Consider the following 23,802-nt stretch of genomic DNA (forward strand, 5'->3'; position numbering starts at 1 on the left):
CCTTTTTTAGAGAAGTGAATTCATCTGAGTAAGCATCGTACGCTCAGCTATCGTATCAGCAATTTTATCTAAAGTGCTTTTCATAGCTTCGTCAATTTTCGCTAATTCACTTTCTAACATATTAATTTGCTTTTGTAACCATTGTAAATCATGATCTTCTAATTTTTTAGCACATTTAATTTTAAAATCTTCAATCTTGTCCATATACTTATTGTCTAATTCTAAAGTATATTTATCAATTAATTTACTTAATTGACAACGTTTTTGTTCAAGATACGTGATGTACTGTTTCATAGCTTTAATTTTAACATCTAAGCGCTTTGCACATGTATCTAAACTTTCATAATACGAAACAAGAATCAATTGCTTTAATTGATCTGAAACAACATTAAACATAGAATCACCTACTTCTGTCATATTAAACTCTATTATAAAATGTTATTTCAAATCTAAAAATGGACCTAGGATTGAATTTTCAATAGGACCTTAGTCTTAGAAAAATAAAAAGGAGTGGTATAGAATCTTGTATGTTTAATCAATTCTATCCACTCCTCTTATATTTTTAGTCTTCTAATTTAGTTAATAATAATGGCCCTTCTTTAGTGACAACAATTGTGTGCTCAATTTGAGCGACGAAACTTTTATCTTTCGTTTCAAATGCCCAATCATTTTTACCGTCGCTAACGATTGTTGCATTTGATGAGATAAATGGTTCTACTGCAAGTACCATACCTTCTTTAAGCAATTGTTTTTCTAATGGATCATAATAGTTCATAACATGTTGTGGTGAATCGTGTAATGAACGTCCAACACCATGACCTGTTAAGTTTTTAATAACTTTTAAGCCATTTTTACGTGCTGTAGCATTAACTGCTCTGCCAATTTGAGATAATTTAGCACCTGGCTTAACTTTCTTCATTGCTTCTTCAAAAGCCATAGCCGCTACATCTACTACTAATTGTTTTTTCGGGTCATCTGCATTACCAACAACAAATGAAATACCTGTATCTGCATAATAGCCATTTTTACGTGCTGATACGTCTATGTTGACAAGATCGCCTTCTTTAATCACACGTTTACCAGGTATACCGTGCGCAACCTCTTCATTAACACTTATACATGTGTAACCAGGAAAATCATACTCTGCAATAGGTGCTGATTCTGCTTCTAATTCAGCAAATCTTTCCTTTGCGATGTTATCTAATTCTTTAGTTGTCACTCCGGGTTTAGTTGCTTCTTTCAACTCATCACGAATTATTGCACAAATTTTACCTATTTCTTTTAGGCCATCAAGTTCTTCATTGTTTTGAATTATCATTTAAATCCCGTTCTTTCTTTTAAAATTTTTTTGTCGTTTATCATTATATCAGAAAATGCATGTTATACTATAAAAAAATGATTTCGGAGTTTTGAATATGAAAGAAAATTGGTTATCTCGAATTATCGGCGCAAGAATTATTAAAACTGGATTAGCAACTTTTTTAACAGGTTTAATATGTATGTCTTTAAATTTAAATCCTATATTTGCGGTTATCACATCAATTGTGACAATAGAACCTACAGCTAAAGCCTCCTTAAAGAAAGCTTTTGTAAGGTTCCCCGCTTCAATACTCGGTGCATTTATAGCTGTTATTAGTACATACTTCTTTGGAGAATCACCTTTAAGTTATTCATTAGCAGCAACCGTCACGATTTTAGTATGTTATAAACTTAAATTATTTGATGGAATGTTAGTTGCTGCCATTACAGCTGTCGCAATGGTCCCTGTTATCCATGAAGCATTTGTATATAATTTCGTATCACGATTAGCAACTACTACAATTGGTCTTGCAACAGCAAGCATCGTCAATTTTATTATTTTGCCACCTAAATATATAAATCAAATAGAAGACATTAATCAAAAAATGGATCAAAGTATATTAGAAATATACATATCTAGACTTAAAGAACTCTTACTAGGTGAATATGAATCTGCCCTATCCATGAAAAAAGTATCAACATTACAACAGCAAGCCACTAAAATTGAACAACTTATAAAATATCAAAAAGAAGAATACGATTACCATAGAGCAAAGAAAGAATCTAAATCTCACATTAGAAAAGTCGAAATGAAATATCATATTAACCGACTACTAAATGCACATTTATTAAACCTAGTATATTTACCAGAGAATACGCACATCGTCTTTACTGAAAAAGAACGCACAGCAATCTCAAATTTCATCAAATCCTATGAACATTTAATAAATGCAAATGAATATAAAAAACAAAAAAATGCAGCATCCACATTAAAAAATAGTGTTAAAGGACTGAATGAATTTGATGAAAACCAAATAAAAAGTCACATTATTTATGAAATACTCATGATTAATAAAATTTTAAACGATAGATATTCAAGATTAACAAAATAACTAAACTAAAACTTACTAAAGCGGCTAGGGCACTAAAATATGTCCCAGCCGCTTTTTATTATTATTTATTAATGATGTAAAGGTTACTACCTCTTTAACTCACATTTTTTTATTATTTTGCTTTTAACAACCTTTTTATAATAGCTTGTTTTGCTGCTTCTTCAACTGCATTGTCTAGTTGTTCTGGTTCGAATGTTATACCTTTTCGGATACATGCTTGTTTTAATAAGTAATCTGTGATTTCGTGGTTTTTAGGTAAAATTGGTCCATGTAAATATGTACCCAATAAATTTTTATAATGGATACCCTCTTTTTTATCTGTATCATTGTTACCATAACCATCAACAACTTTACCTAATGTAGGATATTCATGATATGTTCTTCCACCATGATTCTCGAAACCGACGATTTGTCCAAATGTTTCTGATTCAATAACAATATCTCCTATTAGACGGTCTTTCTTAGATTCTGTATAAATATCAAGAATGTTTAAACCTTCTAATCTTGTTCCATCAGGTGTTACATATTCAGATCCTAAAAATTGATAGCCGCCACATATTGTTAAAGTTGGCATGCCGTCTTCAATTGCATCTTTAAGTTGTGCTTTAATTTTCTTTAATTGTTCTGTAGCTAAACTTTGTTCTCTATCACTTCCACCGCCTATAAAGAAAATGTCACATTCATCTAAACTTAATTGATCTGTATCTGTTATATCTATTACTTCTACTTCTATATTACGCCATTTCGCACGTTGTTTTAGTGCAATGATATTGCCAATATCGCCGTACAAATTTAATTTATCTGGCATAAAATGAAATATTTTTATTGATGACATTATGCTTCCTCCTTAAAGGCTTTATTCAATGTTCGATGCATTGGTGATAAAGATGTATAGTTAGGAATTGCAACTGTAAACTGATTGTAAGTCATTGATAGTTCCGTTGCCTTTTCTATTGAATGTTCTATAATAACTTCCGCTTCAACTTCAGCATATTTCAGTCTTAATGCTAATTCTTCAGCTCTTTGTCCTGTACAGATGATAGTTTTGATATTTTGTCTAGATAATTTTTCAAAGTCTGCATCATAAATCCATGAAATATCTCTTCCATCTGCGCCGTTATCATTCAAACTGATTAAATAAACTTTTTCCCCATCAATTTGTTCACCAACAGATAAACTTGCATTAAGGCCTGCAGGGTTTTTAGCTAAGTTAATAAGCGCTTCTTTTTTACTATTTCTATAGTATTGCATACGTCCATTATCAGAAGTATACGTTTCAAAACCAGCTTTTATAGATTGATCATTTAAACCTAATTCTCTTAATACTGAATAAGCTGCAATGACATTAAACACATTAAAATCACCAGCAATCTTCATATCAAAATGTGCATCATTTAAGCCAACATGTATAAACGGTTCTTGTTTAAATGCTGTCACTTCATATTGTGGAGTCGCTCTATTAAATCCACATTCACATGTATAATGACCAATTTGATTGTAATGAATATGACTATAATTTAATAATCTGCCACAATTAGGACAATATTTACTTTCAACCATTGTACTTTGTTCAAAGTCATGTATCCCTTTTTGCATACCATAATAAACAATGTCATCACTTGCTATTTTCAAACGACTAACGAAAGGATCGTCTGCATTCAGTAATAGTTTAATTCCTTTATCCTTGATTGAGTTGGCGATATTATCTACCATCGTATCGATTTCACCAAATCTATCCATTTGGTCTCTAAAGAAGTTTGTCACTACCATCATAGAAGGTGTCATTTCTTTTAACACTCTTGGAATAGAACCCTCGTCTATTTCTATAACAGCAATTTTAGTATTTTTATTAGATTGAACAATAAAGCTTGAAGTAATCCCTGCTGCCATATTGGCACCTTCAGTATTATGTATAATTTCAATATTGTTCTTCTTTAATGTATAACCTATTAAGTTCGATGTTGTCGTTTTACCGTTCGTACCACTAATCATCACGATTTCATCTACTTCATTCGCTAACTTTCTTAAAATAAGCGGGTCTATTTTTCGAGCTATTTGTCCCGGAAGATCCGTACCTTGTTTACCTACTTTTCTACTAGCATATCGTGCTAGCTTTGCTATATTTTTCGCAACATACTTCTTCATACGTTACCTCCTTGTTCTGTCACATCATTATACCACGTTCAAAAGCTTTAAAAAAAGTGTTTAACTGTATCAAATCGTTGGTTTCATTTTGTTGTTATTGTATAATAAAAATGTAAGTTAAAATTATTATAGAAGGGAAGATTTCTATGTTATCTAAAAATATTTTAGATGCTTTAAACAATCAATTGAATCATGAATTTTACGCAGCACATGCATATATGGCAATGGCAGCTTATTGTGCAGATAAGAGTTACGATGGATTTGCAAACTTCTATATTCAACAAGCTAAAGAAGAACGTTTCCATGGTATGAAAATATATGACTATATTAACGATCGTGGTGAAAAAGCTATTTTCACAGCTTTAGATGCTCCTAAGACTGAATTCAGTTCTTTATTAGAGACATTTAAAGATGGATTAGCTCAAGAACAAGATGTTACACGTCGATTCTATAACTTATCTGAAATTGCTAAAGAAGAAAAAGACTTTGCAACAATTTCATTCTTAAACTGGTTCTTAGATGAGCAAGTTGAAGAAGAGTCTATGTTTGAAACACATATTGACTACTTAGAAAGAATTCAAGAAGACAATAACGCATTATTTATCTATGAAAAAGATTTAGCTTCTCGTCACTTCGATGAAGATGCTGAATAATTTATAGCCTTACAATACTTAAACAAGACCATCTCCATGAACTATTCATGGCAGATGGTCTTTATTCATTCTTTCTACATACCATCATCATTTACATTATTCCGACAAATGTTTATAATAACTTTCTAAAGGAAGTGATGGCATGTCTTCATTTGTAGCACTTGATTTTGAAACAGCAAATGGAAGTCCGGAAAGCATTTGTTCTGTCGGAATGGTCAAAGTAATTGATCATCAAATTACAGAAACTTTTTATACATTAGTGAACCCTGAAGATTATTTTTCAAATATAAATATTAAAATCCATAAAATAAAACCTTCTGATGTGACAAATTCACCTACTTTCGATGTCGTGTTTCCATATATGATGGATTTCATCGGTACACTACCAGTTGTAGCACATAATGCTAAATTTGATATGACTGTATTGTTTAAATCACTCATTAAACACCAAATCGAAATTCCTGAATTAACGTATTTTTGTTCATGTATATTAGCTAGAAAAACAGTCAACAATCATAGATATGGACTTGCGCCAATGATGGATTATTATAATATTGATTTTAAAGGTCACCACCATGCGTTAAATGATGCTAAAGCATGCGCAATTATTACGTATCGATTATTAAAACATTATCCAGACTTAGATTCTGTATTAAGTATTTATGGCAAAGCATTAACCGATAAAAAATATGTATAAATAAAAGCTTCTAAGATATTATAACGCATCCTAGAAGCTTTTATTCTTTTATTTACTCTTTGTGTTGGAATTCTTTTTTTATGTCTCTTTTTAAACTTGCTTTATTAACAGGTCTTTCTAATTTTCTATCAACCCAGAATAACAATATTGCTATCGCAATAATACCTAGTAATTTGATAATATCGAATGAACCTGTTTCAATGGAACTTTTAATAAATAAAATGATTAATAATACTGTAATTGCAATAATTGAAAATTTAAATTTCATATCAATCTCTACTTTCTTATTATAAGTATTAATAAATACCCACTTCTCGTATAGCCGAAACGCGCATTCAACAATATCCAGAATACTAAGGATACATGACGATATCAAGTAAACCGGTTTAAATAAAATCATATATTGTTAAATTGCGATATGTTCTCGAAACTAAATTCCCGATAGATACACCTACTAAACGTATAGAAGTATCCGGATCTTTTAATGAATTATATAAATCATATGCAATATTATAAATTTCAACTTCGTCATAGACTGGTGTATGACTACTTGTTTGTTTAGATAATGTTTCAAAGTTATGTGTTTTTAGTTTAACTGTTATTGTTCGCCCTGCTAGTTCGTGTTTATCAGCTCTATTGGCAACTTCAGTACTCAATTTTCTAATCGTATTGAGAATAAAGTCATCATCATTTTGATCTGTTTCAAAAGTTGTTTCTCGACCGATTGATTTTCTAACACGTGTTGGTTTCACTGGAGAATGATCGATACCACGTACTTTATTATAAAAGCTTACACCACGTTTACCGAATAATTGAATCAATTCCATTTGGTCATATGCGTATAAATCATTACCACTATTGATTCCCAATGATTTCATCTTTTCTTCGGTTACTTTCCCAATACCTGCAAAATCTCCTATCGGCAACGACATCAATAAATCATGTACATTCTCATAATCTATCACTGTCCGACCACTCGGTTTATTCATACCACTAGCGAGCTTTGCTAAAAATTTATTATAAGAAACACCTGCTGAAGATGTAAGATGCGTCTTATCATAAATATCCCGTTGAATATATTGAGCAATCGTTGAAGCTGATAAGTCTCTTCTCACAAGTTCAGTAACGTCTAAATAAGCTTCATCTAACGATAATGGTTCAACAATATCTGTATAACTTTTAAAAATCGCCATTATTTCATTAGATACTTCACGATAATAATTAATTCTTGGGCGTACATAATAACCATCCGGACAAAGTTGATGTGCTTGAGCCATGGGCATAGCTGAATGAACACCAAATTTCCGAGCTTCATAGCTAGCCGTTGAAACAACGCCTCTACCTGAAGCACGTCCTCCTATAATAACTGGTTTTCCTTTTAATTTTGGATTATCTCTTATTTCAACTTGAGCAAAGAAAGCATCCATGTCAATGTGAATGATTCGCCGTTCCATTCTAAACACCTCTACAAAAAAATAGGAAGTTGGTTGCCCAAATTCCTATATATTATATCAAAAATCTTTTTAACTTGTTGATTGAACATCTTTATTATCCGTAAATAAATTAATGCCGACTTCTGTATCTTCTACATAATTCATCTGTTTATTACTATAAATCACTTGTGCCATGTAAAAATCACCGATACATGCAGCACCATGAAAAGCAAATACATAAATAATAGAAGTGACTTGAAGCCATAATAATACAATTAATAATCCTATACTAATTAAAACAAATGGTGCTAATAATATGATATAAAATTGTTTTCTTGTAAAAATAGCATGTGGCATCGTTGCATAAAACATGCCTTTCATATATCCATATTTAACTTTTCCCTTTGGATTAAATATTTTAAAGCAAATACCGTGTATTAACTCGTGGATAAACACTAATATAATTAAACCAACTAACCCAACTATGATATTTCTTACAAAGCCTTCTTCATAAATATATATGATATTCGCAATTAACTTAAAGCTTATTAATATTAATGAAAGAAATAAAACAAATTGTAAAAGTGCTAACCTCTTTAATACAGATATATTGTTAACTAAGTCAATTTTAAGCATCCAATACCCCCGAGAAACCATTTCTTAATAACCTTTACATAATGATTATAAAATATAAATTCAATTTATACTAATCATTTTATGCTCAGGTTTGAGTTATGAATTTAATTGACTTAGCGAAACTTTATACATCTTATCATCATTTTGGGAAGGATTACCTCTACCATCTGTATTGTTGCTTACAAAATATAAATCATCATTTACGATGTAAACATCTCTAATTCTTCCATATTTAGTCGCCACTTTTTTCATTTCATCTTTTTCTACATCAAATTTCATAATACCTTCTCCACGCAACGCAGCTGAATAAATGATACCATCTTTAAATGCTATGCCTGAAGGTGCCCAAGTATCATCTGATCCTGAAGTAAATATCGGTGTTTCCATATTATCATTTTCTTCATTACCTTCAATCACTGGCCAACCGTAATTTTGACCTTCATTAATCTCATTTATTTCATCATTAGCTTGATTACCATGTTCACTCGCATACATCTGTCCATCAGGTGTCCATACAATTCCTTGTGGATTTCTGTGACCGTAACTATAAACATATGAATTAGAAATCGGATTATCTTTAGGTTTACTACCATCAAGATTAATTCTTAAAATTTTACCACCTAAAGTATCTTTATCTTGTGCATTTTGTTCGTCTGAAGCATCTCCAGTAGTCGCATATAATTTATCATCCGGTCCAATTTTCAACCGACCACCATGATGATATTGGCCACTTGGTATTTTATCAATTAATACCTCATCCTCTTTCCACGTATCATTTTCTAATTTTAATTTTACGATACGATTAAACTGACCATTATCTTCATATGTGTAATAAGCATATGCTTCTTTAGAATCTTTAAAATCAGGCGCAAGCACAAATCCTAATAAACCCGCTTCAGCAGCAGTAGAAACTTCCTTATCTAAATCCACTTGTTGCTCAGTCTTTTTATTGCCATCAATTTTAATAATTTTACCAGGGCGTTCTGATAAATAAAACACATCATCTGATCTCGCAATACTCCAAGGTGTATCTAAACCTTGAGCTACCGTTTCAATCCCTTTAGTTTCTTTATGTTCTTGGTTGTCATCTGACTGACTCTGTTCATGTTCCATTTCATTCTGAGTTTGCTTGCCTTTATCTTCAGTTTCTTCTTTCGAATCATTACTACAAGCAGATAAAATAAAACTAGCCGAAATCGCACTGATCATTAGTCGCTTCATAAACAACCCTCCTTACATTATTTATACAGTTGTAAACACTTTCACACAACCATAACGCTCAAAAACCCAAGCCAACTTATACGTTGGCTTGGGTTTTTAGTTAATTTTATTCTGTTATTTTTTCGATTAAAGCAACTGTTTCGACGTGTGTTGTATGTGGAAACATATCTACTGGTGTGATTTCTTTTAGTTGATAACCGCTATTTTTCAACAATTCTACATCTCTAACTTGTGTTGCTGGGTTACATGAAATATATACGATTCTTTTTGGTGATAATTCGATTAAAGTTTCTATAAATGTTTGATCGCATCCTTTTCTTGGTGGATCGACCATTACAACTTCTGGCTTAATACCTTCTTGTTGCCATTTTAAGATGATTTCTTCTGCTTTTCCTGCTTCCCATGTCGCATTATCTATAAGGTTGATTTGCGCATTTTCTTTTGCGTTTTCTATTGCTTGTTCGACAACTTCCACACCATAAACGTGTTTCGCTTTTTGTGACATGTATGAACCGATTGTCCCAATACCACAATATGCATCAATGACAGTTTCTTCTCCATCTAATTGTGCATATTCTAGCGCTTTATGATAAAGTTTTTCTGTTTGTGTTGGGTTGATTTGATAGAAAGAAGTGTCGGATATTTTAAATTCATATTCAGAAAGTTTATCTGTAATGGTATCTTTCCCGTATAAAGTATATGACGTATGTCCCATAATAACATTTGATTTTTCTAGATTAATATTATGTTTAATGCTGACCACATTTTCAAATTCAGTTTGAATAAAATCAATTATTTTATTTTTATGGCTAAGTTGTTTACTATTCGTTACGAATATAACCATTGTTTCTCCAGTATAATAACCAGTTCTCAAGATGATATGTCTTAATTCACCTTTGTGCTTTTGTTCATTATAAATACTAATGTTTGTTTCATCTAAAAGTCGTTTAAGTTTCTTCATAATTAAATCATGTTTTTCATCTTGAATCATACAATGATCTATATTCACGATATCGTGACTTCTTTGTCTATAGAATCCTAGTTCAATTTCACCAGATTTATTTTTCCCGACTGGTATTTGTGATTTATTACGATAATGCCAAGGATTCTCCATTCCAACTGTATCGTGAATAATTGTATCTTCAAAATGTGATTTTCTCTTGAATAGATTAATCACTTGTTCTTTTTTCATTTCTAATTGCGCTGTGTAGCTTAAATGTTGAAGTTGACATCCACCACAAACTTTATAATATTCACATGGTGGTTCAATTCTGTCCTTTGATGCTTCTTCAATGGAGATTAACTTACCAATAGCAAATTGTTTTTTCACTTTGATAACTTTAAATGAAATGGTTTCATCTTTAATTGCATTTGGTACGAAAATTGGATAACGATCGAATTTAACTACACCATGCCCTTCATGTGTAAAATCGATAACCTCTCCAGTATATATTTCATTCTTATTTACGACTCCTGCCATATTAACTCCCTCTTTCACGATAAACATAGAAAAAAGGGACAAAATAATGTCCCTATGTATTTATTCTTCTGTTTGTTCTTCGTGTAGTCTTTCTCGTTCTCTTTCTACTGTTTCAATTCCGTGCTCTCTCTTAACCCTCTCAAGTTTAGAAAAGACTTGTATATGTTGTTTTAAGTTTAAGAAATTAGCAGGTAATACACCACCAAATTCACCATCAACATTTAATTGAATTTGCTCAAATGATGAGACATTAATTGTTTTAGCTTTAGTGTAATGAACTTTCGGATGATTGATATGATCACCTCTAGAAGCCAATGTCATAATGTGACCAAGCTCAGCTATATTCACTTTCTCTAATATAAGCAAAGTAAAATTACCATCATTAATATCAGCATCTGGTACTAGCTTTTCAAAGCCACCTATTGAATTCGTCAAGCCAATTAAGAACATCATCGCTTCGCCTTGGAATACATTACCATCATATTCGATACGTATATCAGTCGCTTTAATTTGTGGTAACATCTCTAAGCCTTTAATGTAATAAGCGAGTGGTCCAACCATTGTTTTCAATTTACTTGGCGCTTCATAAGAAACTTCTGTTATTTTACCACCACCAGCAATATTAATAAAATAGCGATTGTTCATTTTACCAACATCTACTGGTACAAGATCACCTTTAATGATTGTATCTACAGCTTCCATTATATTGTTTGGAATAAGAAGTGCTCTACCAAAATCATTAACTGTCCCCATAGGAATTAGCCCTAGTTTAGGTCGTTTCTTTGCTTCTGCAATACCATTGATAACTTCATTTAAAGTACCGTCTCCACCAGCAGCAATGATAACATCATAATCATATTTTAGAGCTTCCCTAGCAGCATGTGTCGCATCTCCAGCACTTGTTGTAGCATGAGCACTTGTCTCATAACCAGCCTGTTCTAACTTAATTAATACATCAGGTAATGCTCTTTTAAATAACTCTCTTCCTGATGTAGGGTTGTAAATGATTCTAGCTTTTTTCTTCATTATGATCCCTCTTGTATATTCTTATATCTTTATATTAAAGCATATACTAAATATAAGAAAGCAAAAAATAATTAGCGTCTTTTCGTTCCAAATATATTACGTACGATTTCTCTACCAATTTGTCTTCCAACTGTTGATAAGAATTTAGATGTTTCTTTTTGGAATTGTGAAGGTTTTTCTTTCTTCTTAGATGTTGTTTCTTTCTTAGTTGACTGTGATTTCTTAGTTTTTTGTTCTTCTTCAGGTTGCTTTTCAATTTTATTTTGTAACATTTCATATGCACTTTCACGATCAAATGTTTCTTTATACGTTTCATTTAATGACGCATTTTCAATTAAATCTTTTTTAACAGATTCATCGATTACACCAATTTTACTTTCAGGTGGACGAATAAATGCACGTTCAACAACATTCGGTTGCCCTTCATCATTTAAGAATGAAATCAATGCTTCCCCAGTTTTCAATTCTCCGATTACTTGAGCAGTGTCAAAGCTTTCATTTTGACGGAAAGTTTGTGCAGCGCTTTTAATCGCTTTTTGATCTTTAGGTGTATAACTTCTAAGTGCATGTTGCACTCTATTTCCTAGTTGTCCGAGAACTGACTCTGGAATATCAATTGGATTTTGAGTTACGAAATAAATACCTACACCTTTAGAACGAATTAAACGTACAACTTGTTCAACTTTTTCAATTAACTCTTTAGAGCTGTCATTAAATAAAAGGTGGGCTTCATCAAAGAAGAATACAATTTTTGGTTTTTCGGGATCTCCTACTTCTGGAAGACTCTCAAATAGTTCAGATAATAACCATAATAAGAACGTTGCATATAATTTAGGCTTTTGATATAAAACAGATGCATCAAGTACATTGATCATACCTTTGCCTGAATCATCAAACTTAATAAAATCTTCTAATTGTAATGCAGGTTCTCCGAAGAACGTTTCAGCACCTTCAGTTTCTAATCTTAATAATGCACGTTGAATAGCACCAATTGATGCAGAGGAAATATTTCCATACTTCTCAGCATACTCCGCTCTATTTTCATTAATTTCTTTTAAAAGTGCTTTAAAATCTTTCATATCAATCAGAAGCAGACCACTTTCATCAGCAACTTTAAATACAATATCTAACACACCTAATTGAGTATTATTTAAATCTAATAACTTACCAATTAATAGCGGACCCATTTCTGTAATTGTTGTACGAACAGGTACACCCGTTTTTTGAAATACATCAAATAACGTTACAGGGAAAGCATTATTTTCATAATCATCAATTTTCATCATATCAATACGTTCTTGAATCTTATCATTGATAGAGCCAGCCTCAGCAATACTTGAGATATCCCCTTTAACATCTGACATAAAGACTGGAACACCAGCTTTTGAAAATTGTTCAGCCAATACTTTTAAAGTAATTGTTTTACCAGTACCAGTAGCACCAGCAATCAAACCATGTCTATTAGCTTGACCTAACTCTAAATTAATTTCATTTTCATTTTTAGCTATTTTAATTTGCGTCATATGTAGTTACGCCTCCATCGTCATTAAGATTTAATACTATTGTACTTCAACACACCAACCATGCAAGTAATTAGATATAGAATTTGCAATTTAATAAGATCAAGAATTAACTGTGGTGTAACTTCCATTATTCCGAATTCTAGCAATTAGGAAGACGCTCATTTGGGGGACATTTCTCAGAATTCTGTCCCTTACAAATATCCATCCTCTTATACAATAAAAAATCTCGTCACGAGTACTTCACTCTGTGACGAGATTTTCATTATATTTATTATCTTTTCTCTAATTCTGATTTTAGTAATTGGTTCACGATTTGTGGGTTTGCTTGGCCTTTTGAAATTTTCATAATTTGACCTACTAAGAAGCCCATCGCTTTGCCTTTACCATTTTTAAAGTCTTCTACTGATTGTGGATTGTTATCTAATGCTTCTGTAACAAATCCTAATAGTGTTGCTTCATCAGATATTTGTACAAGACCTTTGTCTTTCATAATTTGATGTGCGTCTCCACCATTTTCAGCTAATTCAGGGAATACTTTCTTAGCAATTTTACTACTCATTGTGCCATCTTCAATAAGTTTAATCATACCTGCTAAGTTTTCTGGTGTTAATGCAGTATCTTGTAATTCGATTTGATTTTTATTTAAGTATTCATTAACGCCACCCATTAACCAGTTAGATGTTAATTTAACGTCTGCACCATGTTCAATTGCTGCTTCAAAGAAATCTGACATTTCTTTAGTTAATGTTAATACATGTGCATCATAAGCTGGTAATCCTAATTCATTAACATAACGTTCTTTACGTACGTCTGGTAAATCTGGGATTGTTTGACGTACACGTTCTTTCCACTCATCATCAACATATAATGGTACTAAGTCTGGTTCTGGGAAGTAACGATAGTCATCTGAACCTTCTTTAACACGCATTAAAATTGTTTCGCCTGTTGATTCGTTGAAACGACGTGTTTCTTGTAAAATTTCTCCACCAGCTAATAATACTTCTGCTTGGCGTTTTTCTTCATGTTCAAGACCTTTACGGACATAGTTAAATGAGTTTAAGTTTTTAAGCTCTGCTTTTGTACCGAATTCTTCTTGACCATATGGACGTAATGAAATGTTGGCATCACAACGTAATGAACCTTCTTCCATTTTACAATCTGATACGCCTGTATATTGAATAATTGCACGTAATTTTTCTAAGTATGCATACGCTTCTTTAGGAGATCGAATATCAGGTTCAGAAACGATTTCAATTAATGGTGTTCCTTGACGGTTTAAATCAACTAAAGAATATCCATCTTTATGTGTTAATTTCCCTGCATCTTCTTCCATGTGTAAACGAGTGATACCAATACGTTTAGTTTCTCCATCTACTTCAATATCAATCCAACCATTTTCACCAATTGGTTGATCGAATTGAGAAATTTGATAAGCTTTTGGATTATCTGGGTAGAAATAGTTTTTTCTATCAAATTTAGATTCTTTCGCAATATCCATATTTAATGCCATTGCTGCACGCATAGCCCAATCAACAGCTGTCTTGTTTACAACTGGTAACACGCCTGGGTATGCTAAGTCAATAACGTTTGTATTTGTATTAGGTTCCGCACCAAAATGAGCGGGTGATGGTGAAAACATTTTTGATTCTGTTTTTAATTCGACGTGAACTTCTAAGCCGATAATTGTTTCAAAATGCATTCAGTTTCACACTCCTTGTAAAGTTTTATAGTCATCATGTAAGTTATATTGTGTTTCATATTGATAAGCAACTTTGTATATCGTTTTTTCATCAAATGGTTTACCAACAATTTGTAAACCAATTGGACGACCATTTGATTTACCACAAGGAATAGAGATTGATGGTACACCTGCTAAGTTAACTGGAATAGTTAAAATATCATTAGCGTACATTGTTAATGGATCATCAATTTGTTCACCAATATTGAATGCTGTCGTTGGTGCAGTTGGTCCTACGATAACATCATAGTCTTCAAATACTTTTTCGAAGTCTTGTTTTATTAATGTACGAACTTTTTGAGCTTTTTTGTAGTAAGCATCGTAATAACCTGAACTTAATGCGAATGTTCCAAGCATAATACGACGTTTAACTTCGTCTCCAAAACCTTCACCACGAGATTTTTTGTATAGTTCTTCTAGTGTATTTGCTGATTTTGAATGATAACCATAACGGATACCATCAAATCTAGCTAAGTTAGCTGATGCTTCAGAAGATGCAATAATATAGTAACTTGCTACACCATACTTAGTATTTGGTAATGATACACGATCAACTGTAGCACCTAAAGATTCTAAAGTTTTAACAGCTTCATTAACTGAGTTCTTAACTTCTTCAGATACACCAGAGCCAATGAATTCTTCTGGTACAGCTACTTTTAAGCCTTTAATATCTTTACCAATTTCAGACGTAAAGTCTACATCTTCGATCGGTGCACTTGTTGAATCTTGTGAATCATGTCCAGAAATCGTTTCTAAAATTAATGCGTTATCTTTAACACTACGTGTAATAGGTCCAATTTGATCTAATGAAGAAGCAAATGCTACTAGACCAAAACGTGATACACGGCCATATGTAGGTTTCATACCAACAACACCACAGTATGAGGCTGGTTGACGGATTGAACCACCAGTATCTGAACCTAATGCAAATGGTACTAAGCTTGCTGCAACAGCTGCTGCTGAACCACCTGATGAACCACCTGGTACGGCTTTATGGTCAAATGGATTAACAGTTGTCTTGAAATAAGAGTTCTCATTTGAACCACCCATAGCAAATTCATCCATGTTAAGTTTACCAACTAAAATACCATTTTCAGCATTTAATTTATTCATAACTGTTGATTCATATATAGGAATAAAGCCTTCTAACATTTTACTTGCACATGTAGTTTCTACACCTTCAGTAATAATATTGTCTTTGATACCCATTGGAATACCAAATAACTTACCTTCCATTTTACCTTCAGCTTGTAATTTATCTTGTTCTTCAGCTTTTTTAATTGCTTGTTCTTTATCTAAAGCTAAGAATGCTTTAATATTTGCGTCGTCTGCTTCTATCGCATCAAAAATATCTCTAACAATTTCAGATGGCTTAATTTCATTATTTTTAATCATTTCTGATAAACGTTCAATTGTTTCATAACGAATTGTCATGCTTTAGTCCTCCTCGTTCATAATTGCTGGAACTTTAAATTGCCCCGCTTCTTTTTCTTTCGCATTAAGTAATGCTTGTTCTTGAGGAATTCCTGATTCACTCTTATCTTCTCTTAGAACATTTTGTAAGTCTAATACGTGGAATGTTGGTTCAACATTTTCAGTATCAACTTCATCTAATTGTCCTGCAAAGTTTAAGATCTTCTCTAAAGATTGTGTGAATTCATTGACTTCGTCTTGTGAAACTTCAAGTCTAGCTAAATTAGCAACATGTTCAACTTGTTCAGATGTTACCTTCGTCATGTGCGACGCCTCCTTAGTTAATCTAACATCATATAATTTTAACAAATTTTCATATAAAAATCTAAAGTTATTAAAAATTAACTACATGAAAGCGCATACATTGTGTATAATAAATTATCAGAATTTTTTCTGAATTTTATGTCAATGAGTGAGAGGTGGTTTTTCATGTTTATTCTTGGAAATACTTTTAAGAATGTTAAAGTCGAAACTTCTTGGGAAACATACGTCATGATTGCTATTTATTTTGCCATTTTATTAGCAATTGGATTTTATGCTTACAAACGTTCGACAAGTACGCTTGATGAATATATGTTAGGCGGCAGAGATTTAGGTGCACTTGTTACTGCCCTATCAGCAGGTGCTTCAGACATGAGTGGTTGGATGATTATGGGGTTACCAGGATCTGTATATAGTATCGGTCTATCAGCAACTTGGATTGCCATTGGCCTTACAATTGGTGCTTGGCTTAATTACATACTCGTAGCATCACGTTTAAGAATTTATACTGAACTGACTGATAACGCTATTACTTTACCTGACTTTTTTGAAAAAAGATTATCAGATAATACAAGAATCGTTAAAGTCATTTCAGGGTTAGTTATCGTTGTATTCTTTACGTTATACACACATTCTGGAATGGTAGCTGGTGGCGTACTATTTAATAGTGCATTTGGACTAGATTATCATGTTGGTTTATTTATAGCCGCTAGTATTGTTATTTTATATACACTTTTCGGCGGTTATTTAGCTGTATCATTAACAGACTTCTTCCAAGGTGTCATTATGATCTTAGCATTGGTATTAGTGCCTATCGTTGCGTTGTTAAAGTTAAATGGTCTCGACACGTTTAGTGAAGTTGGTGATTTAAAACCTACGAATTTAGATTGGTTCAAAGGAACAACTACAGTTGGTATCATCAGTTTACTAGCTTGGGGATTAGGATACTTCGGTCAACCACATATTATAGTACGTTTTATGTCTATTAAAACACATAAACTAATGCCTAGAGCACGTAGAATTGGTATTTCATGGATGGCGATTTCTTTATTAGGTGCTTGTGTGACTGGGTTAATTGGTATAGCTTTTGTTGAACATACTAATATAGAAGTTAAAAACCCAGAAACAATCTTTATCGTAATGAGTCAAATTTTATTCCATCCACTCATTGCAGGGTTCTTCTTAGCAGCAATTTTAGCTGCGATTATGAGTACAATTTCTTCACAGCTTCTTGTAACATCTAGTGCATTAACGCAAGACTTCTACATGTTATTGCGCAGAAAAACTTTACAAGATAAAAGTCATGAAAAGGAATTCGTTCTTGTAGGACGCTTATCTGTTTTACTTGTATCAATCGTTGCAATGTACATCTCGTGGAATCCAAATGATACAATTTTAAATTTAGTTGGTAATGCTTGGGCTGGATTTGGCGCAGCATTTGGACCTTTAGTATTATTATCACTATATTGGAAACGTCTAACTAAATACGGCGCGATTGCAGGAATTTTGACTGGTTCATTAGTCGTTATTTTCTGGATACTCATGAAAAATCATGGTGGTATTTTTGAATTTTATGAAATCATACCTGGATTTATTTCAAGTATTATTGTAACAGTTATTGTGAGCTTAATGACGAAACCACCTGTTAAAAATGACCTTAAAAAGTTTGATGACATGGAACAAATTTTAAAAAGCTAAAAATTTTTAAAAAAGTTTACATCGTCATTTTATGAGCAAAATAAGTCATAATCATATCCTTTGTAAACATTTACACCGCAAGGCATAGAGCAATATTATCAAACACAAAATATGAACAAATTGTGACACGATTCTATATAAATGATAAACTGAATATACGGATAATTTACTTTTTACCCTTTGATTATTATTTCATTTGTGTATAATGGTCAACGTGCAACTTTAAAATACATAAAATAAAGGAGCGGGATTATGTTTATTTTAGGACAAATTGATGCGAGTGCTGGAGTTGCTTCAGGCTGGCAAACTTATTTCATGATTATAGTCTATTTTCTTGTTCTATTAGCAATTGGTTACTATGCTTATAAACAATCAACAAGCAATTTAGATGAGTACATGTTAGGTGGCCGTAGTATAGGTCCTTATGTAACAGCATTATCCGCTGGTGCATCCGATATGAGTGGTTGGATGATTATGGGACTTCCTGGTGAAGTTTACAGTATTGGATTATCGGCAACTTGGCTTGCTATCGGTTTAACAGTAGGTGCATGGTTAAATTACATTTTAGTAGCACCGAAATTACGTGTATATACTGAACATACTGGAAACGCGATTACGATTCCAGATTTCTTCGAGAAACGTGTTGCAGATAATACACATGCTTTAAAAATTATTTCAGGTATTATCATTGTCGTATTCTTTACGCTATATACTTCAGTTGGTATGGTTTCAGGTGGTACTTTATTCGAAAGTGCATTCGGTATGGATTATCGTCTTGGTATTATTTTAACTGGTGGTATCGTTGTATTATATACATTCTTCGGAGGATATTTAGCTGTTTCACTAACAGACTTCTTCCAAGGTGTGATCATGTTAATAGCGATGGTTATGGTACCTATCGCTGCTTTATTAACTTTAAACGGGTTAGATACTTTCCACACTGTAGCAGAAGTTAAACCAACTAACTTAGATTGGTTTAAAGGAACTTCAGTTGTAAGTATCATAGGATTAATTGCATGGGGACTTGGTTATTTTGGACAACCACATATTATTGTAAGATTTATGTCTATTAAATCACATAAACAATTACCAACAGCAAGAAGATTCGGTATTGGTTGGATGGCTATTTCATTATTAGGTGCATGTTTAGTTGGTTTAACTGGTATTGCATACATTCATGATACAAGCCAAACAATTGATAACCCAGAAACAATCTTCATCTTAATGAGTCAAGTGTTATTCCATCCATTAGTTGGCGGGTTCTTCTTAGCAGCAATTTTAGCGGCTATTATGAGTACAATTTCATCTCAATTACTCGTTACATCAAGTGCTTTAACACAAGACTTTTATAAAATCATAACTAAAAAACGTGGTTATGAACCAGATAGAGATAAAGAATTTGTTATGGTAGGTAGATTTGCAGTATTAGCTGTAGCAATTGTGGCAATATTACTTGCTTGGACTCCAAATGACACCATACTTAATCTTGTAGGTAATGCTTGGGCAGGATTCGGTGCAGCATTTGGACCACTTGTATTAATGTCATTATACTGGAAAGGTTTAACGAAAAACGGTGCAATCGCAGGTATGGTGACGTCTTCAATCGTCGTACTATTCTGGATTATGATGAAAAGTCATGGCGGTATTTTCGAATTATACGAAATTATCCCAGGATTCTTCACAAACATCGTCGTTACAGTTATTGTAAGTTCATTTACTAAGAAGCCAGACAAAGAAGTTATTGATAACTTAGATCGTATGAAACGTATCTTAAATGAAGATTAATATGGAAGAGACTGGTACATAAAATGTGCCAGTCTTTTTTATATGGAAAAATAGCTGTAATTTTTTGGGGGTATATGGCTTGTTTGGGGAGTCTTGCAACATATGTGAGTTCTATGTTGCTTGTTTGGAGTGTCTTGCAACATAGAGGGCTCCTATTTATCTTGTTTCATTAGTCTTGATAAATACAGACCTTCTATTTATCTTGTTTCACCAGTCTTGATAAATACAGACCTTCTATTTATCTTGTTTCACCAGTCTTGATAAATACAGACCTTCTATTTATCTTGTTTCATTAGTCTTGATAAATACAAGGTGCTGAACATTGCTTGTCATACCTCACTTGCAATGTTCAGACCTATATTTCTAAAAATACGAAAAAGAGTCTAGAACATTTCTGTTCCAGACTCACTTTTTAACTATTTATAAATATGAATTTGTGGTTCGTCATCGTCTTTAGTCTTCGTAATTAATGCTTGTGGTTCTTCTCCGTCTACGATAGAGATTTCTAAATCATCTATACCTTTAAAGTATTTTTGAGATAGGTCTGCTACGTATTGAGTCACACCAATTACTTCTGCTTTTCCATAATAATCAAGTGGTACTTTTATTTCTAGTTCTGTCAGTTTATCATCATCAAATTTACCTGTTCCTACTGATTGTGTGAAGTTAGGGAAGTATTTTTGTAAGTCTTGATTAAACTGTTCAAAATTAGAATTTAAATTTTCATCTAAATCTGATGCATCACTTGATGGGATTGTGACATATTTTTGATTCATTTTTTCCCAACTTTTAACGTTACGCTTACCGCCTTCACTAGAGGCATAATAAACAAATTTACCTGGTTTGATGTCACCTTCTCCCGACTGTATGAATATGCCAAAGTTAATCGGAATATTTTTAAGGTCATCTCTTACACGAAGACGTGAAAGGATTTCTTCAGCCATCTCTTTACCTTTTTTCTCTACTTCTTTGTTATCAAGTTTCTTAGTATATGTTTCGCCGTATTCTTCTTTTTGGTAAACATATTCACTATTCATGGCTAAGCCAATCGTCATACCAGAAATCTTTTGTTTTTTAGCATCACTTTCTGTGAAGTAATCTTGTTCGATGATATGTGATAAATATGTAGGTGAATCCTCAGCTATTTTTTCAGGATTTGTTTCTCCTTTATGAGTTGGATTCAAACCTAAGTTTTCTCTTGCATTATTTTGTTCTTTTTCATCATCACTCATATCTTTAATTTCTGCTTTTGTATATTTAGGTGCTAAATATGCTCTCACAGTATCTTTATCTAAGAACTGGCCATCTCTGTATAAGTAATCATCAGGTGAAAATGTCTGTTTACTAATATCTAACAATCCACTTTCAAATGCTTCACTGTTATAACTAGAAATCATATTATCTTGCGTTAATCCTCTTGCAGCACTTACTTTAAATGGTAGTAATGTTCGATAATAATCACTGGAAATTTGCATACCTGTAGAAATTTGCTTTGTTTGCTCTTTTTCTTTATCTGATTTATCTTGATTATCTTTTTGGGTAGTATCTGATGAACATGCTGTAAGCAATATTACAGACGCTAAAATAAGAAATCCTTTTTTCATATCTTTAACCTCTATTCATTGATATTACGATATTTGTTTAACCAATCTTCTTCTGACCAAACTTCTATATTTAATTTTTCAGCTTTTTCAAGTTTGGATCCAGCATCTTCACCAGCAATAACAACATCTGTATTTTTAGTGACACTTCCTGTTACCTTTGCACCTAATGATTGGATTACTTTTGTTGCTTCAGGTCTAGTCATCTCTGTCATTTTACCAGTTAATACGAATGTTTTTCCAGTAAAATCTGGATGACCTTCAATTTCAGATTGCTTAATACCTGTATAAGTCATGTTAACATTTTTCTGTTTAAGTTTATCGATTAATACTTTTATATCATCATTTTCCATATAAGTAACAAGTGATTGAGCCATCTTATGACCAACATCTGGTATTTCAGTTAAATCTTCTATCGTTACTTCGAATAATCGATCAATTGTTTCATATTTTTCAGCTATTACACGACTTGCTTTTGTACCTAAATGTCTTACACCTAAACCAAATAATAAATGCTCTAGTGATTTTGCTTTAGAAGCTTCGATTGCTGTTAATAAATTATTAACTTTCTTCTCACCCATTCTTTCCAATGGTAATAAATCATCTTTCGTTAAATAATATAAATCCGCGACATCTTTAATTTTATCGTTTTGATAAAGTTGTTCGATTATTTTATCTCCTAAACCGTCAATATTCATTGCTTGTCGTGATACAAAATGAATCATACCTTCTACTAATTGTGCAGAACATTTAGGGTTAATACATCTTAATGCAACTTCACCTTCTATTCTAACCAATTCATGCTCACAACTTGGACAGTGTGTTGGCATATGATAAATCTCACTATCTTCGCTTCTTTCTTCAGCAATACTTTTAACGACTTCAGGTATAATGTCACCTGCTTTTTTGATGACAACTTTATCTCCTATACGGATATCTTTCTCATGGATTAAGTCTTCGTTATGTAATGATGCTCTAGAAACAGTAGTTCCTGCCACTTTAACAGGCTCTAATATCGCAGTTGGTGTCACAACACCAGTTCTACCTATACTTAATTCTATATCTGTTAATGTTGTTAAGACTTCTTCAGCTGGGAACTTGTACGCAATTGCCCATCTTGGTGATTTCTGAGTAAAGCCAAGTTCTTCTTGCTGACTTAAATCATCAACTTTAATAACAATGCCATCTATATCATATGATAAATTATTGCGTTGTTCAGTCCACTTACTTATAAAAGATAATACGCCTTCTATATCATCAAAAGTTTCTCTTTCTTTGTTTGTCTTAAATCCTAGTTCATCTAAATTGTTTAATGCCTCTGATTGACTATCCGCTTCTATTTCAGTTAAGTCATTAACACTATATAAGAAAATATCGAGCTTCCTTTTAGCAGTTAATTTTGAATCAAGCTGTCTCAATGAACCTGCAGCGGCATTTCTAGGATTTGCAAATAGTTGTTCCCCGTTTTGTTCTTTTTGTTCATTTAAAGAAATAAAAGATTTCCTAGGCATGTATGCTTCACCACGAACTTCAATAGAAAGAGGTTCTTTAATTGTTAAAGGAATGGCATGTATCGTTTTTAAATTTTCAGTGATATTCTCACCTGTTGTACCGTCTCCACGCGTTAATCCTTGAACAAATCGTCCGTTTACATACTTTAACGATACAGCTAAACCATCAATTTTTAATTCACATGTGTATCGAACACTGTCTACTTTTTCTCTAACTCTTTGATCAAATTTTCTTAAATCTTCTTCGTTAAAAGCATTACCTAATGACAACATAGGTGTATCATGATTAATTTTTTCAAATTGAGATAACGGTGGTCCACCAACTCTAACAGTTGGTGAATCGTCCGTTTTTAGTTCAGGGTGCTTTTCTTCTATAGAGATTAACTCATGCAATAATTGATCATATTCACTGTCAGGAACAGTTGGATTATCTAACACATGATATTCATGGTTATAACGATGTAACAATTGATGAAGTTCTTTAACTCTTGATTTTAAATCTTCCATAGT

21 protein-coding genes are annotated in these 23,802 nt (G+C 32.5%); 5 read left to right on the forward strand and 16 right to left on the reverse strand.

The genetic code is table 11. The features are described from left to right. Nucleotides 1–6: 6 nt before the first annotated feature. Both ACJTHF_RS12565 and map read right to left on the reverse strand, forming a co-directional pair. Nucleotides 7–417 carry a hypothetical protein gene (locus ACJTHF_RS12565; RefSeq protein ID WP_227532160.1) on the reverse strand — a complete coding sequence of 137 codons (411 nt, stop codon included), beginning with the start codon at nucleotides 415–417 and terminating at the stop codon, nucleotides 7–9. Nucleotides 418–562: 145 nt separating this feature from the next. Further along, nucleotides 563–1,318: a type I methionyl aminopeptidase gene (map, locus tag ACJTHF_RS12570; RefSeq protein WP_048540673.1), complete on the reverse strand. Its 756-nt coding sequence runs from the start codon at nucleotides 1,316–1,318 to the stop codon at nucleotides 563–565. Nucleotides 1,319–1,415: 97 nt separating this feature from the next. Here map and ACJTHF_RS12575 point away from each other — a divergent pair, with 97 nt between their 5' ends. Beyond that, nucleotides 1,416–2,411 carry an FUSC family protein gene (locus ACJTHF_RS12575; RefSeq protein ID WP_078354790.1) on the forward strand — a complete coding sequence of 332 codons (996 nt, stop codon included), beginning with the start codon at nucleotides 1,416–1,418 and terminating at the stop codon, nucleotides 2,409–2,411. A 112-nt stretch (nucleotides 2,412–2,523) separates the two neighbouring features. Here ACJTHF_RS12575 and ACJTHF_RS12580 read toward each other — a convergent pair whose 3' ends face one another. Together ACJTHF_RS12580 and ACJTHF_RS12585 are read right to left on the reverse strand one after the other, a co-directional pair. After that, entirely contained in the window at nucleotides 2,524–3,246 is a 723-nt protein-coding gene (locus ACJTHF_RS12580; RefSeq protein ID WP_078354791.1) for a type 1 glutamine amidotransferase, read from the reverse strand. Beyond that, nucleotides 3,246–4,556 carry a Mur ligase family protein gene (locus ACJTHF_RS12585; protein ID WP_037590447.1) on the reverse strand — a complete coding sequence of 437 codons (1,311 nt, stop codon included), beginning with the start codon at nucleotides 4,554–4,556 and terminating at the stop codon, nucleotides 3,246–3,248. The genes ACJTHF_RS12580 and ACJTHF_RS12585 overlap by 1 nt, the downstream gene beginning before the upstream one ends. Nucleotides 4,557–4,702: 146 nt before the next feature. On the opposite strand from ACJTHF_RS12585, the gene ACJTHF_RS12590 reads away from it, so the two are divergent. Then, nucleotides 4,703–5,209 carry a ferritin gene (locus ACJTHF_RS12590; protein WP_025905146.1) on the forward strand — a complete coding sequence of 169 codons (507 nt, stop codon included), beginning with the start codon at nucleotides 4,703–4,705 and terminating at the stop codon, nucleotides 5,207–5,209. A 142-nt stretch (nucleotides 5,210–5,351) separates the two neighbouring features. Further along, nucleotides 5,352–5,906, forward strand: a complete 555-nt coding sequence (locus tag ACJTHF_RS12595; RefSeq protein WP_078354792.1) for a 3'-5' exonuclease — start codon at nucleotides 5,352–5,354, stop codon at nucleotides 5,904–5,906. A 52-nt stretch (nucleotides 5,907–5,958) separates the two neighbouring features. On the opposite strand, the gene ACJTHF_RS12600 is transcribed toward ACJTHF_RS12595, so the two are convergent. The 10 genes from ACJTHF_RS12600 to gatC all read right to left on the reverse strand — a co-directional run bounded on the left by ACJTHF_RS12600 (nucleotide 5,959) and on the right by gatC (nucleotide 16,700). After that, a complete protein-coding gene (locus tag ACJTHF_RS12600; protein WP_048540669.1) occupies nucleotides 5,959–6,174 on the reverse strand; it encodes a hypothetical protein in 216 nt (71 codons plus the stop codon). Between the two features lie 118 nt (nucleotides 6,175–6,292). Then, nucleotides 6,293–7,360, reverse strand: coding sequence for a DNA polymerase IV (dinB, locus tag ACJTHF_RS12605; RefSeq protein ID WP_048540668.1), 1,068 nt, complete (start codon nucleotides 7,358–7,360; stop codon nucleotides 6,293–6,295). 69 nt (nucleotides 7,361–7,429) lie between these two features. After that, nucleotides 7,430–7,975 (reverse strand): DUF3267 domain-containing protein, encoded by a 546-nt coding sequence (locus tag ACJTHF_RS12610; RefSeq protein WP_058591878.1) that lies wholly within the window; start codon nucleotides 7,973–7,975, stop codon nucleotides 7,430–7,432. A gap of 96 nt (nucleotides 7,976–8,071) precedes the next feature. Beyond that, nucleotides 8,072–9,196 carry a PQQ-dependent sugar dehydrogenase gene (locus ACJTHF_RS12615; protein WP_058591877.1) on the reverse strand — a complete coding sequence of 375 codons (1,125 nt, stop codon included), beginning with the start codon at nucleotides 9,194–9,196 and terminating at the stop codon, nucleotides 8,072–8,074. A gap of 106 nt (nucleotides 9,197–9,302) precedes the next feature. Beyond that, the gene (rlmD, locus tag ACJTHF_RS12620; RefSeq protein ID WP_078354793.1) at nucleotides 9,303–10,676 is read right to left on the reverse strand and encodes a 23S rRNA (uracil(1939)-C(5))-methyltransferase RlmD; all 1,374 of its coding nucleotides are present in this window, start codon (nucleotides 10,674–10,676) and stop codon (nucleotides 9,303–9,305) included. 60 nt (nucleotides 10,677–10,736) lie between these two features. Further along, nucleotides 10,737–11,702, reverse strand: a complete 966-nt coding sequence (locus tag ACJTHF_RS12625; RefSeq protein ID WP_025905139.1) for a diacylglycerol kinase — start codon at nucleotides 11,700–11,702, stop codon at nucleotides 10,737–10,739. Between the two features lie 71 nt (nucleotides 11,703–11,773). Further along, the gene (locus ACJTHF_RS12630) at nucleotides 11,774–13,225 is read right to left on the reverse strand and encodes a helicase HerA-like domain-containing protein (protein ID WP_058591875.1); all 1,452 of its coding nucleotides are present in this window, start codon (nucleotides 13,223–13,225) and stop codon (nucleotides 11,774–11,776) included. Nucleotides 13,226–13,496: 271 nt separating this feature from the next. Then, the gene (gene gatB, locus ACJTHF_RS12635) at nucleotides 13,497–14,924 is read right to left on the reverse strand and encodes an Asp-tRNA(Asn)/Glu-tRNA(Gln) amidotransferase subunit GatB (protein ID WP_037590579.1); all 1,428 of its coding nucleotides are present in this window, start codon (nucleotides 14,922–14,924) and stop codon (nucleotides 13,497–13,499) included. 6 nt (nucleotides 14,925–14,930) lie between these two features. Further along, nucleotides 14,931–16,397, reverse strand: a complete 1,467-nt coding sequence (gene gatA, locus ACJTHF_RS12640; RefSeq protein WP_048540663.1) for an Asp-tRNA(Asn)/Glu-tRNA(Gln) amidotransferase subunit GatA — start codon at nucleotides 16,395–16,397, stop codon at nucleotides 14,931–14,933. A gap of 3 nt (nucleotides 16,398–16,400) precedes the next feature. After that, complete coding sequence (gene gatC / locus ACJTHF_RS12645; RefSeq protein WP_025905135.1) at nucleotides 16,401–16,700, reverse strand: Asp-tRNA(Asn)/Glu-tRNA(Gln) amidotransferase subunit GatC; 300 nt, start codon at nucleotides 16,698–16,700, stop codon at nucleotides 16,401–16,403. Between the two features lie 165 nt (nucleotides 16,701–16,865). Here gatC and putP (ACJTHF_RS12650) point away from each other — a divergent pair, with 165 nt between their 5' ends. Further along, on the forward strand, nucleotides 16,866–18,395 hold the full coding sequence (gene putP / locus ACJTHF_RS12650) for a sodium/proline symporter PutP (RefSeq protein WP_078354795.1): 1,530 nt from the start codon (nucleotides 16,866–16,868) through the stop codon (nucleotides 18,393–18,395). Between the two features lie 252 nt (nucleotides 18,396–18,647). Beyond that, complete coding sequence (putP, locus tag ACJTHF_RS12655) at nucleotides 18,648–20,180, forward strand: sodium/proline symporter PutP (protein WP_048540661.1); 1,533 nt, start codon at nucleotides 18,648–18,650, stop codon at nucleotides 20,178–20,180. Between the two features lie 416 nt (nucleotides 20,181–20,596). Here the strand turns inward: putP (ACJTHF_RS12655) and ACJTHF_RS12660 are convergent, their stop codons facing one another. Continuing rightward, entirely contained in the window at nucleotides 20,597–21,784 is a 1,188-nt protein-coding gene (locus ACJTHF_RS12660) for a CamS family sex pheromone protein (RefSeq protein ID WP_232157301.1), read from the reverse strand. Nucleotides 21,785–21,795: 11 nt separating this feature from the next. Continuing rightward, nucleotides 21,796–23,799 carry an NAD-dependent DNA ligase LigA gene (gene ligA, locus ACJTHF_RS12665; protein WP_058591873.1) on the reverse strand — a complete coding sequence of 668 codons (2,004 nt, stop codon included), beginning with the start codon at nucleotides 23,797–23,799 and terminating at the stop codon, nucleotides 21,796–21,798. Nucleotides 23,800–23,802 lie beyond the last annotated feature (3 nt).

This window comes from Mammaliicoccus sp. RAM2 (genome assembly GCF_045897195.1).
In the GTDB taxonomy this organism is placed as follows: Bacteria; Bacillota; Bacilli; order Staphylococcales; family Staphylococcaceae; genus Mammaliicoccus; species Mammaliicoccus sciuri.

Coding starts and splice junctions, on each gene's coding strand:
- putP (WP_048540661.1), top strand. CDS start 18,648: ATGTTTATTTTAGGACAAATTGATGCGAGTGCTGGAGTTGCTTCAGGC.
- ACJTHF_RS12565 (WP_227532160.1), bottom strand. CDS start 417: ATGACAGAAGTAGGTGATTCTATGTTTAATGTTGTTTCAGATCAATTA.
- gatA (WP_048540663.1), bottom strand. CDS start 16,397: ATGACAATTCGTTATGAAACAATTGAACGTTTATCAGAAATGATTAAA.
- ACJTHF_RS12630 (WP_058591875.1), bottom strand. CDS start 13,225: ATGACGCAAATTAAAATAGCTAAAAATGAAAATGAAATTAATTTAGAG.
- gatB (WP_037590579.1), bottom strand. CDS start 14,924: ATGCATTTTGAAACAATTATCGGCTTAGAAGTTCACGTCGAATTAAAA.
- ACJTHF_RS12615 (WP_058591877.1), bottom strand. CDS start 9,196: ATGAAGCGACTAATGATCAGTGCGATTTCGGCTAGTTTTATTTTATCT.
- ACJTHF_RS12585 (WP_037590447.1), bottom strand. CDS start 4,556: ATGAAGAAGTATGTTGCGAAAAATATAGCAAAGCTAGCACGATATGCT.
- ACJTHF_RS12590 (WP_025905146.1), top strand. CDS start 4,703: ATGTTATCTAAAAATATTTTAGATGCTTTAAACAATCAATTGAATCAT.
- ACJTHF_RS12610 (WP_058591878.1), bottom strand. CDS start 7,975: ATGCTTAAAATTGACTTAGTTAACAATATATCTGTATTAAAGAGGTTA.
- ligA (WP_058591873.1), bottom strand. CDS start 23,799: ATGGAAGATTTAAAATCAAGAGTTAAAGAACTTCATCAATTGTTACAT.
- ACJTHF_RS12660 (WP_232157301.1), bottom strand. CDS start 21,784: ATGAAAAAAGGATTTCTTATTTTAGCGTCTGTAATATTGCTTACAGCA.
- dinB (WP_048540668.1), bottom strand. CDS start 7,360: ATGGAACGGCGAATCATTCACATTGACATGGATGCTTTCTTTGCTCAA.
- ACJTHF_RS12625 (WP_025905139.1), bottom strand. CDS start 11,702: ATGAAGAAAAAAGCTAGAATCATTTACAACCCTACATCAGGAAGAGAG.
- map (WP_048540673.1), bottom strand. CDS start 1,318: ATGATAATTCAAAACAATGAAGAACTTGATGGCCTAAAAGAAATAGGT.
- ACJTHF_RS12580 (WP_078354791.1), bottom strand. CDS start 3,246: ATGTCATCAATAAAAATATTTCATTTTATGCCAGATAAATTAAATTTG.
- ACJTHF_RS12595 (WP_078354792.1), top strand. CDS start 5,352: ATGTCTTCATTTGTAGCACTTGATTTTGAAACAGCAAATGGAAGTCCG.
- gatC (WP_025905135.1), bottom strand. CDS start 16,700: ATGACGAAGGTAACATCTGAACAAGTTGAACATGTTGCTAATTTAGCT.
- rlmD (WP_078354793.1), bottom strand. CDS start 10,676: ATGGCAGGAGTCGTAAATAAGAATGAAATATATACTGGAGAGGTTATC.
- ACJTHF_RS12575 (WP_078354790.1), top strand. CDS start 1,416: ATGAAAGAAAATTGGTTATCTCGAATTATCGGCGCAAGAATTATTAAA.
- ACJTHF_RS12600 (WP_048540669.1), bottom strand. CDS start 6,174: ATGAAATTTAAATTTTCAATTATTGCAATTACAGTATTATTAATCATT.
- putP (WP_078354795.1), top strand. CDS start 16,866: ATGTTTATTCTTGGAAATACTTTTAAGAATGTTAAAGTCGAAACTTCT.